Below are 13120 nucleotides of genomic sequence, written 5' to 3'. Positions count from 1 at the left end.
GCCGATTATTTATGCTCGGCACAAAACCTCTGTAGGAGCGAGCTTGCTCGCGATGGCGCCTTCAAATTCGACTGACATCTCGGACCGGGTCGGCAACCCCTCCATATCCCCGCGACTCTGCACCGCCCGGCTGCCAATCCAGTTGGCGCGCTTCACGGCGTCGGCAAAGCTGTGGTTCTCCAGCAGGGCGCTGATCATGCCGACCGCAAAACCGTCGCCGGCACCGACCGTGTCGACCACGGTTTGCACCGGCACACCGGCGACGAAACCCTGGTCCAGATGCGTGCGGTAGTAGGCGCCGTGCGGGCCCAGCTTGATCGCCACGGCTTCGGCACCCTGGTCGAGGTAGAAGGCGGCGATATCGGCCGGGTCGTCGAAACCGGTGAGCAAACGGCCTTCGCTCAAGCCCGGCAACACCCAATGGGCGAGGGCGGCGAGGCGGTTGATCTCGCGGATCATCTGCTGCTCGCTGGCCCACAGGCTCGGGCGCAGGTTGGGATCGAAGGACACACTGCGCCCGGCCTCGCGCATACGGGTCATCAGTTCGAACGACATTTGCCGAGTGGTTTCGGAAAGCGCCGCAGGAATGCCGGTGGCGTGCAGGTGCCGGGCCTTGAGCAAGTCGGGAGCAATCGACTGCGGCGCCAGGTGACTGGCCGCCGAACCGCGGCGGAAATATTCGACCTTGGGATCGTCGCCGTCTTCAGTGCGGGACTTGAGCTGGAAGCCGGTGGGATGCGCCGCATCGATCGCCACATTGCTGCAATCGATGCCTTCCTTGTTCAGGGTGTCGATCACGAATCGCCCCAAGGAGTCGTCGCCAACCCGACTCAGCCATGCCACGTTGAAGCCCAGTCGGGACAGGCCGATGGCGACGTTGCTATCGGCGCCGGCAATGCGTTTGTGGAAGTGATCGACGTTGGCCAGGTCGCCGTTGTGATCGGCAACGAACATGGCCATGGTTTCGCCGAACGACAGGATATCGAGATCAGACATGGGCACTCTCCAGCTGCGCTTGGCCGAGGTGGGCGAGGGTGGCGACGTGCTCGCAGGTCACTTGCACCAGGTCATCGCCCTGCAGCGGGTATTCCGCGGCGCGCATAACCCCTTGGGCCATGTGCCGCAGCAGGTGTTCCCACGCTTGCACGTCGGCGGTCGCGGGCGGCATGGCGACCAGTTTGCCGTCAGTGCGCCGAATCACGGCCTTGCAGTGCACGTACCCCACATGGCGACCGAGCAAGCGTGCGGCGCTGGCGGCGGATTGGTCTTGCCACTGCCAGTTGCCGATGTCGAAAGTCATTTTGATCGGCAGGCTGTATTGCTCGACCGCCGCGAAAAAGCGCTGGAAGGGTTCGATGCGCCCGCCGTGCAGGGTCTGGTCGTTTTCAACCAGCAGTTGCACCGGGCTTTCATTCAGCAAGCGAGCAAGGTTTTGCAGATCGCTGTTGTCGGTGAAATACCCCAGGGACACTTTCAGCCATTTCGCACCGAAGGCCTGGGCGCGTTGCAATGCGCTTGATAACTGGGCATTGGGTTTCGACTGACCGGCCAGCCACAACTCCATCGGCGAGGAGTACACGCTTTGCAGGCCCTGTTTCTCAGCCGCTGCGGCCAGTTGCGCCGGGTCTTCGCAGGTGAGCAACTCTTCGCGCCATTCGATGTGCGAGGCGCCGGCGGCGGCCAATACCTCGATGAAGCTGCCCTGACCGCGCTGGCGGACCAGATCGGCACCGTAGCTGGAAAGGCTGATGGAAACAGCGGGTTTGTTCATTGTTTTTCTACCTCTGAAACCGGTTTCATTTTTGTTCAAAAAAATGGCTGTGATGGTGTGGTGTCGTTCAGGGCCTCATCGCGGGCAAGCCCGCTCCCACAGGTTTCTCTGCTGTACACAACACCTGTACACGACACAAAACACTGTGGGAGCGGGCTTGCCCGCGATGAGGCCGTAACAGTCACCGCAAAACTCCAAGGGTCGATCCCCTGACAACCAACCGCGCCGAAAAATCCAGCGTCCGCACCGGCCCGTCATCCCCACGCAAACGCTTGAGCAAGCACTCGAACGCGCGGGCACCGATCTCTTCGGTCGGCTGGGCGAGGGCAGTGATGCCGCTGCCCACCAACGGGTACCAATCCAGGTCATCGAGGGCAATCAGGCCGACGTCTTCAAACAAATGGCAGCCAAGCTCTCGCAAGGCATGGGTGCTGGCCAGGGCGGCAATGCCGTTGGCGCAAAACAGCGCTTTGGGGCCAGGGCCGGACGCGGCGAGGAACGTTTTGAGCTGCGCGGTCAGCTGGTCGCCGGTTTCGATAATCGATCCATTCAGCGTTGCCCGCCGGGCAATCTGCGCCTTGAAACGGCTGACCCGCTCAATCCGCGAACTGGTGCCGTCGAAGGGTTCGGTCACCAGCAGCACATCGCGATAACCGCGTTGCTCCAGGTGATCAAGGGCCATGTCGACAGCCTGCGGGTTGTCCAGCCCGACCATATCGCTCTCAAGGTGCTCGACCTTGCGATCCACCAGCACCAGCGGCATTTCGCGGTGCAGTTCATGCAGTTCGTCACGGTGATGGCCGAGGGTGTTCACGATCAAGCCTTCGATGTTGTAGGAGCGCAGTAGCGCCAGGTGCTGGCGTTCCTGTTCGTCATCGCGGTCGGTGTTGCACACCACCAGGCTGTAGCCGTGCTGGCGGCAAGCGGTTTCCACGCCGTGCATCACGGCGATCGAATAGGGATTACGGATGTCGGCCACCAGCATGCCGATCAGGCGGGTACGCCCGCGCTTGAGACCACGGGCCATCTGGTTCGGCCGGTAGCCCAGCTCGGCAATGGCCTGCTCGATGCGCTGGGCGATGGCATCGGAGAGCAGGGCGCGATCTTCACCGATGAATCGCGACACGCTGGCCTTGGAGACTTTGGCGTGTTCGGCGACATCGAGCATGGTGACGCGGCTGCGCTGGGCGGCTGAGAAGTCGTTCACGGGCTGAAACCTTGTTATTGGATTTATTGGGTTCGAGTGCGTCGTGAAGTTGCACTGAAACCGGTTTCAGAAGACACCAGAAGCCGATTCGCCGTCAAGCCCCCGGTTAAAAATTGTCAGACGATCGCCGACGGGCGGGACCTCACGCCAACACGCTCAACCAGGCCGAGCCCAACAGCAACAAGGCCATGCAGCGATTGAAAAGCTGCATGGCGCGGGGCGAGCGCAGCCACCGGCTCGACCCGGCACCGAGCAACGCCCACACGCCCATGCACGGCAGGGAAACCAGAAAAAACGCCAGGGACAGGTACAGCACATGCAGCAGCCGGTCTTCACCCGCGCCGGCGAAAACACTGACCACCGCCAGCGCCATCATCCAGGTTTTCGGGTTGATCCACTGCAAGCTCACCGCGCCCCAGATACCCAGGCGTGAACCATTGTCCTGGGCGGTCACGGCGCTGGCCGGGGCGCGGAAAATCTGCCACGCCAGATAGCTCAACCAGCTCACGCCAGCCCATTGCATCAGCGTTTGCACGGCGGGCCAGTGGCTCAGGGACGAGCCGGCGCCGGTGCCGACCACTAGCACCAGCATGGCGGCACTGGCGCAGGCACCGAGGATGATTGGCACCGCGGCCGCCAGGCCGAAGCGGGCACTGTTGCTCAACACCAGAATGTTGGTCGGGCCGGGGGTGATGGACGCCACGAAGGCAAACAGCAGAAACGGCAGCAAAGTCGGGAAAGAGGACAGCATCGCGGGCAAACTCCGGTGAAGATCATTGAAACCGATCTTCACAATCCACGGCGTCAGCTGTCTGGAAGATTTGAGCAGCGCTTGCGGTACAGCGCTGGCGTCAGGCCGTAGGCCCGCACGAACCATCGACCCAAATGACTCTGATCAGCAAAGCCGAGCGCCATCGCCACGCGTGCCGGTTGTTCACCACCGGCCAGCAGGCGTCGTGCGATGGCCAGACGCAACTGCACCAGATAGGCGTGGGGCGCCATGCCAAAAGCGGCCTTGAACGCACGGGTCAGGCGGAAGCGGTCGACGCCGGTTGCGGCGGCCAGTTGGTCGAGGCCGATATCCTCATGGGCGTGAGCCTGTAGATACTCCCGCGCCCGCTGCGCCACCAAGGGCAGGCGCGGGTCTTCGCTATAGCGGGCGCGCCAGTGCATGTGATGGGTGAGTCGTTCGAGCAAGCCATCAAGTGCAGTCTGGCGAACGATCTTCAGTTCGCCATGATGCAGCGTTGCAAACGCCAGGGCAGTGGCGTGGGCCAGCGGCACATCGGTGGTCAGAGTGTTGGCGAAACTCAACTCGCTATTGTCCGGGGCCTTCTCGAATACTGCGCCGAGTTCGCGAGTCAGCCACTTCGGATCGATGTACAGCATGTGGTAGGTAAAACCTTCTGTGGTCGGCGCCTCACCATCGTGGATGTCACCAGGTTCCAGCAGAAACACCTTGCCTGGCGTGCTCTGGTGCTTCGCCCGCCGACAGTTGAATTGCTGTACCCCTCGCTCGGTCACGCCTACCAGATAGCTGTCATGCCAGTGCGGATCGTAGGCATGGCCCCGGAAATGCGCGCGCAGAGTCTCGATACCGGTGTCGGCGTCCTGGGCCAGGTCGATCCAGTTGTGAACATTCATGTGGCACCTGCGAGTCGGATTACCGCCTCATTTAATGCCTGCAACCAAGGCGAAGGCTAGAAGGTTTGTGCAAAAGACAATCATGGATCACACGATCCATTGGAAGGCATTAGCACAAATACCCGATTGCGCCACTAACAGTTCTGTGAGTATCGCAAAACGCGCGAATGAATTTATATGAAGGGCATATCCAGTGCTGCCCGAGGGTTTAATTATGGCTGTTTCTCCTCCTAATGAGATCGCTGTGACTACTGTCGGGGAAGGCCACATTAAGGTTGTATGGCTATATGCGCCTAATGGTGGCCAAACCGGTACCCGATTGCAATGGTTACGCGTTGAAGACGGGGAGCCTGTTGGTGAGCGTGACGTCGTAATGGCTCTCAAAAACTATCAAATTGAAGGGCTTGTTCCGGGCACTAAGTACCGTATCTGTGCGTTCGGGCTAAAAAACGATGAAGTGTCCGTTTACAGCCGCGATGTGGAGGCGACGACGCAACCCGCGACATCCCCGCCAGCAAGTCCAACGAATCTCACAGCTGATGCAACCAAGGATGACATGGAGCTTATCTGGTCCGGTCCAGAAAATGCCACCAACTATAAGATCAGCTTCGGACTCGACCCCAGCGGTCCGGTTATCAGGACCGAAACCTCGACGAGAACCACTCATATCGTCTCCGGCCTGAATGAAGGTACCCTCTATTACTTCGATGTCCAATCGTCAAACAACTTTGGAGACTCAGCCCCCACGCGGGTCGTTAAACAAACCTTGCAACCCCCTGCAATGCCTACGAACCTTCAAGCAACGCCGGCCATTACGACCATGCTTTTGAGGTGGACTGGCTCCGCGCAAGCCTCTAGCTATGTCATTCGTTATGGAGTCGAACCTGGCGGAGCACCCATTGTGTTGTCGGCAACGTCGACGGAAAAAACAGTGGAGCAGTTGACAAAAAACACCCCGTACTATTTTGAAGTAAGTGCCGCCAATGGTAATGGCGAATCACGGCCGGCGCGTATCGTTAAAAATACTCTGGATGGACCTCCATTGCCTCTACGGCCAGCGGCCCTGCATCTGGTGAGTGTTCACCACTGGATTAAAGCCATTTGGAGCAACCCCACATCACCGAGGTACAGGGTCAGTCTGCTCGACGAGCAGTACGAACAGATTAAAACTGAGATAACCGCGTACACGACATATGAATTCAAGGATTTGCCGCCTCAAACCCTGTTTCATGTTGAAGTCCGTGGCGTCAACGATAGCGGCGAGTCTCCCCCCACCCGCAATTCCATCTTGACAAAAGCTTTTGAAGCACCCTATCAATTACGCCGCTCGAAGCTCGATTACGAGTCCGTCGTTTTTCAATGGCTGGATAACATTCACGATCCGCAGGACATGCGCTATGAGACTTATCTTAATGGCACGCAACTGGACACGATCAGTGAACAACGCACACTCCTCAGTGGCTTGAATAGCGATACTCAGTATGAATTCAAAGTTCGCGCCAAAAGTGCTGCTGGCTACTTTTCGGAGTTTGCGACCCATAGTTTCAAGACTCCTCCTTTTACGGGGTGGCTGATCTGTTCCCCTGGCTATTTGAAAGGAAAACGCCTTTCTGCAACCACCGCCGAGCTCGATTGGGAGATGCCCTACGAAACCTGTGAAATTTGCCCTGATGCGGTGGGCTTTGAAATCAGCGGTGAGGGTATCAGCACCTTTGAAGTGCTGCGGCCTCCGTGCGAAGTCAAAGGCCTGAATGCAGAAAGATTCTATGAGTTCAGTGTTCGCGCGAAGGCCACTGGCAGTAATATCTCAAAGCCAAGCCGCGTAAAGATTGGCGCTTACCCAGGCAAGGCGGGCGCGCTCCAGGTCTCCAATATCACGAAGCGCTCGGCGACCGCGACATGGGCTGCCGCCAAGGGGATCGTTTCGGTCAGCGAATATATCGTTTACCTGAATGGAATATACATCGGTTCGGCACGACAACTTGAATACCAGATCGATGAATTGGAGCCGAACACTAAATACAGAGTCGAGGTCCGGGCGCGGGCTGGCGGATCGGGCTTGTCCGAGCCGGTGGGGCAGGAGTTTACCACTTTGGAAGATGACAATCTCGTGCCCAATCCCCCCACTGACTTGCGATTCAAACGCGAAGGTCTGGCGGTCGTGATTGAGTGGAATCCTCCCTTGGACGGTCCGTTTTTACACAGGTATTACATTGAGCTGATTTCTGCGGTAGGAACACTTCAATATGATTCATTCCAACCGAAGATTTATCCCATACTTTTACCTGCTTACTACAAAGTGTTTGTTTGGGCTGTCAACGCTGCTGGTAAATCAGATCCTCTTATTGCCGAGATGGTCGTTAGGAATGTCGAAGAGGAGCGCCGGAATTGACGTTTCTCATCCGAACAAACCCGCCGCGATATTGATCGAAAACCCCAATATCGCGGTATTGAACAAGAAACCAATCAACGACTGCGCCAGCACAATCTTGCGCAACTCCCGGGTCGCCACGCCGACGTCCGATGTTTGCACCGCCACGCTGAGGGTGAACGAAAAGTACAGAAAGTCCCAATAGTCAGGTGTGGTCAAGCCCTCGGCAAAGCGCAGCGCCGGGGCCTTGCCATCCCAGGTGTAGAACAGGCGGGCGTAGTGCACGCTGAAAATCACCCCGATCAGCAACCATGAACCGATGACAGTCAGCGCGGTGAAACCGTAATGCAGCAGCTTGCGGGTGGTTTCCAGGTCTTTGCTGCCGGCCAGTTCAAAGGTGATGGTCGCCAGGCTGGCAATCGCTGCGATGCACACCACGAACAGCACCAGCCCGGCGTTTTCGTCTTCGATCTCGGCGATGCGTTTCACGTCCGTGGCCTTGGAACGCACGGTGAGCCAGAGCATCAGCAGCAGATACGTCCAGACCCCGGTGTTCCAGCCGATGAGAATTTTGCTGATGATCGAGTCGACGGGGGCCAGGATGCCCACTGCGATGCCCAGCGTGGCGGCGGCGGACAGGCGGGGGTGGGTGTGGGTGAGGTAGGGCATGTGGGCTCGATGGGCGAGGGTGTGCAGTCACATTAGCCCAGCGGAGTTGGTTATGACCACAATCGAAAGATTCACACGCCTGCTGTGGGAGCGGGCTTGCCCGCGATGAGGCCATACCATTCAACATCATTGTTGTCCGTTATGCCGCCATCGCGGGCGAGCCCGCTCCCACAGGTTCTAGTGGTGTTGGTTAGCGTGACTTTTGGCGCCCCCGCACCCGCTTCATCACCACCACAAAAAACACCGGCACGAACACCACTGCAAGTGTCGCGCTGATCATCCCGCCAATGACCCCGGTGCCGATGGCTTGCTGGCTTGCCGAGCTGGCGCCGGTGGCAATGGCCAGTGGCACCACGCCGAGGATGAACGCCAAAGAGGTCATGACGATGGGCCGCAACCGCAACCGCGCGGCTTGCAGGGTGGCATCGATCAGATCGTGGCCTTCGTCGTACAGGCTCTTGGCGAACTCGATGATCAGGATCGCGTTTTTCGCCGACAGGCCGATGATGGTGATCAGCCCGACCTTGAAGAACACATCGTTGGGCATGCCACGCAAGGTCACCGCCAGCACCGCGCCGAGCACACCCAGAGGCACCACCAGCAGCACAGAGGTCGGAATCGACCAGCTCTCATACAGCGCCGCCAGGCACAGGAACACGATCAGCAGCGACAGCCCCAGCAGGATTGGCGCCTGACTGCCGGACAAGCGTTCCTGCAACGAAAGACCTGTCCACTCCTGACCCAAACCCGCCGGCCCAAGTGCGACCAGACGCTCGATCTCCGCCATGGCTTCACCGGTGCTGTGCCCCGGTTTCGGCTCACCGGAAATGCTGATTGCCGGATAGCCGTTGTAGCGCGTCAACTGCGCCGGGCCCAGAGTCCATCTGGCCTGGACGAAGGCGGACAATGGGACCATTTTTCCGTCGTTGTTACGCACGTGCATTTTCAGCAGGTCGTCCACCTGGCTGCGCTGATCACCCTCGGCCTGGACCACCACCCGCTGCATGCGCCCCTGATTGGGGAAGTCGTTGATGTAGGTCGAACCGACAGCCGTAGAGAGCAGGCTGCCGATGTCGGCAAAGGACACGCCCAAGGCATTGGCCTGCTTGCGGTCGACGATCAATTGCACCTGCGGCGCTTCGGCCAGAGCGCTTTCGCGCACGTTCATCAGGACCGGGCTCTTCTCGGCGGCGGCGAGCAACTCGGTGCGCGCCTGCATCAAGGTGGCATGGCCGAGGCCGCCGCGATCCTGTAGCCGAAACTCGAAGCCACTGGAAGTGCCCAGGCCGTCCACCGGTGGCGGCAGCACGGCGAAGGTGACGGCATCCTTGATCTGGCTCAGGGCGATGTTGGCGCGATCGGCGATGGCACTCGCCGAATCGTCGCCGCCACGCTCGGACCAGTCTTTCAAGGTGGTAAAGGCCAAGGCCGCATTCTGGCCGCTGCCGGAAAAGCTGAAACCGAGAATCACCGTGCTGTCACCCACGCCGGGTTCCGTGGCGTTGTGCGCTTCGATCTGCTCGACCACCTGCACCGTGCGGTTCCTGCTCGCGCCCGGTGGCAGTTGAACGTCGGTGATGGTGTAGCCCTGATCCTCCACTGGCAGGAACGAGGAGGGCAGGCGACTGAAGCACAGCACCAGGCCGACCAGCAGCACACCGTAGATCAGCAGGAACCGCCCGCTGCGTTTGAGCGCATAGGCAACCCAGCCCTGGTATTGCGCCGTCAGTTGCTCGAAGCGCCGGTTGAACCAGCCGAAGAAACCGGTTTTTTCGTGATGCTCGCCTTTGGCAATCGGCTTGAGCAGGGTGGCGCACAACGCCGGGGTCAAGGTCAGGGCGAGGAAGGCCGAGAACAGAATCGACGTGGCCATCGACAACGAAAACTGCTGATAGATCACCCCCACCGAACCCTGCATGAACGCCATCGGAATGAACACCGCCACCAGCACCAGGGTGATGCCGATGATCGCCCCGGTGATCTGCTGCATGGCCTTGCGCGTGGCGGCTTTGGGCGACAGGCCTTCGGTGGCCATGATCCGTTCGACGTTCTCCACCACCACGATGGCATCGTCCACCAGAATGCCGATGGCCAGCACCATGCCGAACATGGTCAACACGTTGATCGAGAAACCCAGCGCCAGCATGGTGGCGAAGGTGCCCATCAGCGCCACCGGCACCACCAGCGTCGGGATCAATGTGTAGCGGATGTTTTGCAGGAACAGGAACATCACCGCGAACACCAGCACCATCGCCTCAAGCAGGGTGTAAACCACCTTGGTGATCGAGACTTTGACGAAGGGCGACGTGTCGTAGGGAATTTTGTACTCGACGTTGGCCGGGAAGTAGCGCGCCAGTTCATCCATCTTCGCCCGCACCAGGGTCGCGGTGCTCAGGGCATTGGCCCCCGGCGACAGTTGCACGCCGACAGCGGTGGACGGTTTGCCATTCAGGCGCGTGCCGAACTGGTATTCCTGACTGCCGATTTCCACGCGCGCCACGTCGCCGATGCGCACGGTGGAGCCATCGGGGTTGGCCTTGAGCACGATGTCGGCGAATTCTTCCGGGGTCGACAGTTGGCCTTTGACAAGAATGGTTGCCGTGATTTCCTGGCTTGTGCGGGTCGGCAAATCGCCGATGCTGCCCGCCGAGATCTGCGCGTTTTGCGCGACGATGGCGGCGTTGACGTCAGCGGGGGTGAGGTTGAAACCGATCAGCTTCTGCGGGTCGATCCAGATCCGCATGGCGCGTTCTGCGCCATACAGCTGCGCCTTGCCGACACCCTCCAGACGCTTGATCTCGTTCATCACGTTACGCGCCAGATAATCGCTGAGCGCCACGTCGTCGAGCTTGCCGTCGGTGGACGTGAGGGTGATCAGCAGCAGGAAACCGGCGGAGACTTTCTCCACCTGCAAGCCTTGCTGATTCACCGCCTGGGGCAGGCGCGACTCCACGACCTTCAGGCGGTTCTGCACATCGACCTGAGCCATTTCCGGGTCGGTTCCCGGCTTGAACGTTGCCTTGATCGTCGCGCTGCCGAGGCTGCTTTGCGACTCGAAATACAACAGATGATCAGCGCCGTTGAGTTCTTCCTCGATCAGGCTGACCACGCTCTCGTCGACGGTCTGCGCCGAGGCGCCGGGGTACACGGCATAAATTTCGATTTGCGGCGGCGCGACGTTGGGGTACTGCGCCACCGGCAGTTGCGGGATGGACAACACACCGGCGAGCAGAATGAACAGGGCGACCACCCAGGCGAACACCGGGCGGTCGATAAAGAACTGCGGCATAAACAAGCGTCCTGCTTACTGACCAGAAGCCTGGGCAAGTGGGAGAGGGGTATCGTCGATCTGCACCTTTTCGCCGGGCCGGGCGTGTTGCAGGCCTTCGATGACGATGCGGTCGCCCGGCTTCAAGCCACCGCTGACGACCCAGCGGTCGTTCTGTACCGCGCCCAGTTCCACCGGTTGCAGGCCGACGCGCTGTTCGTCGTCGAGCAGCAGCACTTGTGCGATACCGGCGCTGTCACGCTGGATCGCCCGTTGCGGCACGCTGATGCCTTGCCGGTTGACCGCTTGTTCCAGGCGTACCCGCACGAAGCTGCCAGGCAGCAGGTCGAGATCGGGGTTGGGGAATTCGCTGCGCAGGATGATCTGGCCGGTGCCGGGATCGACCGTGATGTCGGTGAACAGCAGCTTGCCCGGCAGCGGATAAAGGCTGCCGTCGTCCTGGATCAGCGTGGCCTTGGCCTGACCCTGGCCGACAGCTTGCAGCTGGCCGGAACGGAAGGCGCGGCGCAGGTCGTTGAGCTCGCGGGTCGACTGGGTCAGGTCGGCGTGGATCGGGTTCAGTTGCTGGATCAGCGCCAGCGGCGTGCTTTCGTTCTGCCCGACCAGGGCGCCTTCGGTGACCAGCGCACGGCCGATGCGCCCGGAAATCGGTGCGGTGACCGTGGCGTAACCGAGGTTGAGTTTTGCCCGCTCCACGGCGGCCTTGTTGGCGGCGACTTCGGCGACGGTCTGGCGCGCCAGTGCCCGGGCATTGTCGTATTCCTGGGCGCTGACGGCCTTGTCGTCTATCAGCTGGGCGTAGCGCTGCTCCTGAAGTCTGGCCTGGAAAGCATTGGCCTCGGCCTTGCGCAACGCGGCTTCGGCGCTGTCCAGATCCGCCTTGAACGGCGCCGGATCGATGCGAAACAGCACATCGCCCTGTTTCACGTCGCTGCCTTCGCGGAAAGTGCGCTGCAGGACCACGCCGGCGACCCGTGCACGAACTTCGGCGATGCGCGGCGCGACGATGCGTCCACTCAGCTCGCTGCTGATCGACAGGGGATGGGCCTGGATGGTTTCGATGCGCACGGTGGGCAGTGGCGCCGACTCTTCGGCGGTCGAGGCCTTGTCGCAGGCGCTCAGGGTCAAGGCCAGCGTCAGGAGACCGAGCTTGGCAAGCAGATAGTTTGACATGAAATACCCCAATAGTGACTCCGGCATGCTACTGGGCGGGGGGCTTTGGAGCGGTGAAGCTTTGTTGGTGCTGTGTGAAATTGTGTAAGGGTTTTGCTCAGCGGTGTGCGGGGGCGTATATCCTGCACACCTTGATTCTTCCAGTGCCTGTTATGCCGCCATCGCGGGCAAGCCCGCTCCCACAGGGAACTGAGGTGGACGCAGATTTTCTGAACACCACCACCCATTGTGGGAGCTGGCTTGCCAGCGATGAGGCCCGATCAGGCGCCCCTGCACTTTCTGGAAACACCCCATGCCCAACATCCTCCTGGTCGAAGACGACACCGCCCTCGCCGAACTGATCGCCAGCTACCTGGAACGCAACGGCTACTCCGTCAGCGTCATCGGCCGTGGCGATCAGGTGCGCGAGCGGGCGCGGGTCAGTGCGCCGGACCTGGTGATTCTCGACCTGATGCTGCCCGGCCTCGACGGCCTGCAGGTCTGCCGCCTGCTGCGCGCCGATTCGGCGACCCTGCCGATCCTCATGCTCACCGCCCGTGACGACAGCCACGATCAGGTGCTGGGCCTGGAAATGGGCGCCGACGACTACGTCACCAAACCCTGCGAACCCCGCGTGTTGCTAGCCCGGGTGCGGACCTTGCTGCGCCGCAGCAGCCTGAGCGAGCCGCAGACCGGCAACGACCGCATCATCATGGGCAACCTGTGCATCGACCTGTCCGAGCGCACCGTCACCTGGCGCGAGCAACCGGTGGAACTGTCCAGCGGCGAGTACAACCTGCTGGTGGTGCTGGCCAGACATGCCGGCGAAGTACTGAGCCGCGACCAGATCCTGCAACGCCTGCGCGGCATCGAATTCAACGGCACCGATCGCTCGGTGGACGTGGCGATTTCCAAGTTGCGGCGCAAGTTCGACGACAGCGCAGGCGAGGCGCGCAAGATCAAGACGGTGTGGGGCAAGGGTTACCTGTTCAGCCGTTCCGAATGGGAATGTTGAGC

Annotated in this window: 10 protein-coding genes; 2 read left to right on the top strand and 8 right to left on the bottom strand. The window is 60.5% G+C overall.

Translation table 11 applies throughout. From position 1 onward, the window contains the following. Positions 1-9: 9 nt before the first annotated feature. The 5 genes from HNO86_RS16860 to HNO86_RS16840 form a co-directional block, all read right to left on the bottom strand. Positions 10-996: a sugar kinase gene (locus HNO86_RS16860; protein ID WP_175378074.1), complete on the bottom strand. Its 987-nt coding sequence runs from the start codon at positions 994-996 to the stop codon at positions 10-12. Next, on the bottom strand, positions 989-1771 hold the full coding sequence (locus tag HNO86_RS16855; RefSeq protein WP_175378073.1) for a sugar phosphate isomerase/epimerase: 783 nt from the start codon (positions 1769-1771) through the stop codon (positions 989-991). The genes HNO86_RS16860 and HNO86_RS16855 overlap by 8 nt, the downstream gene beginning before the upstream one ends. 181 nt (positions 1772-1952) lie before the next feature. Then, a complete protein-coding gene (locus HNO86_RS16850) occupies positions 1953-2978 on the bottom strand; it encodes a substrate-binding domain-containing protein (protein WP_175378072.1) in 1026 nt (341 codons plus the stop codon). A gap of 142 nt (positions 2979-3120) precedes the next feature. After that, on the bottom strand, positions 3121-3729 hold the full coding sequence (locus tag HNO86_RS16845) for a LysE family translocator (protein WP_175378071.1): 609 nt from the start codon (positions 3727-3729) through the stop codon (positions 3121-3123). Between the two features lie 53 nt (positions 3730-3782). Then, on the bottom strand, positions 3783-4622 hold the full coding sequence (locus tag HNO86_RS16840; protein ID WP_175378070.1) for an AraC family transcriptional regulator: 840 nt from the start codon (positions 4620-4622) through the stop codon (positions 3783-3785). A 214-nt stretch (positions 4623-4836) separates the two neighbouring features. Here HNO86_RS16840 and HNO86_RS16835 point away from each other — a divergent pair, with 214 nt between their 5' ends. Then, the gene (locus HNO86_RS16835; RefSeq protein ID WP_175378069.1) at positions 4837-7014 is read left to right on the top strand and encodes a fibronectin type III domain-containing protein; all 2178 of its coding nucleotides are present in this window, start codon (positions 4837-4839) and stop codon (positions 7012-7014) included. Positions 7015-7020: 6 nt separating this feature from the next. On the opposite strand, the gene HNO86_RS16830 is transcribed toward HNO86_RS16835, so the two are convergent. The 3 genes from HNO86_RS16830 to HNO86_RS16820 form a co-directional block, all read right to left on the bottom strand. Then, positions 7021-7662, bottom strand: a complete 642-nt coding sequence (locus HNO86_RS16830; protein ID WP_175378068.1) for a DUF1345 domain-containing protein — start codon at positions 7660-7662, stop codon at positions 7021-7023. A gap of 190 nt (positions 7663-7852) precedes the next feature. Continuing rightward, complete coding sequence (locus tag HNO86_RS16825; RefSeq protein ID WP_175378067.1) at positions 7853-10951, bottom strand: efflux RND transporter permease subunit; 3099 nt, start codon at positions 10949-10951, stop codon at positions 7853-7855. 15 nt (positions 10952-10966) lie between these two features. After that, positions 10967-12124 carry an efflux RND transporter periplasmic adaptor subunit gene (locus HNO86_RS16820; RefSeq protein ID WP_175378066.1) on the bottom strand — a complete coding sequence of 386 codons (1158 nt, stop codon included), beginning with the start codon at positions 12122-12124 and terminating at the stop codon, positions 10967-10969. 292 nt (positions 12125-12416) lie between these two features. Here HNO86_RS16820 and HNO86_RS16815 point away from each other — a divergent pair, with 292 nt between their 5' ends. Then, a complete protein-coding gene (locus tag HNO86_RS16815; RefSeq protein ID WP_175378065.1) occupies positions 12417-13118 on the top strand; it encodes a response regulator transcription factor in 702 nt (233 codons plus the stop codon). The last annotated feature ends 2 nt before the right edge of the window (positions 13119-13120 follow it).

It is taken from the genome of Pseudomonas sp. C1C7 (genome assembly GCF_013359595.1).
GTDB lineage: Bacteria > Pseudomonadota > Gammaproteobacteria > Pseudomonadales > Pseudomonadaceae > Aquipseudomonas.
Note: the sequence above shows the minus strand (reverse complement) of the source record. Positions and strands in the feature narration are given on the sequence as shown.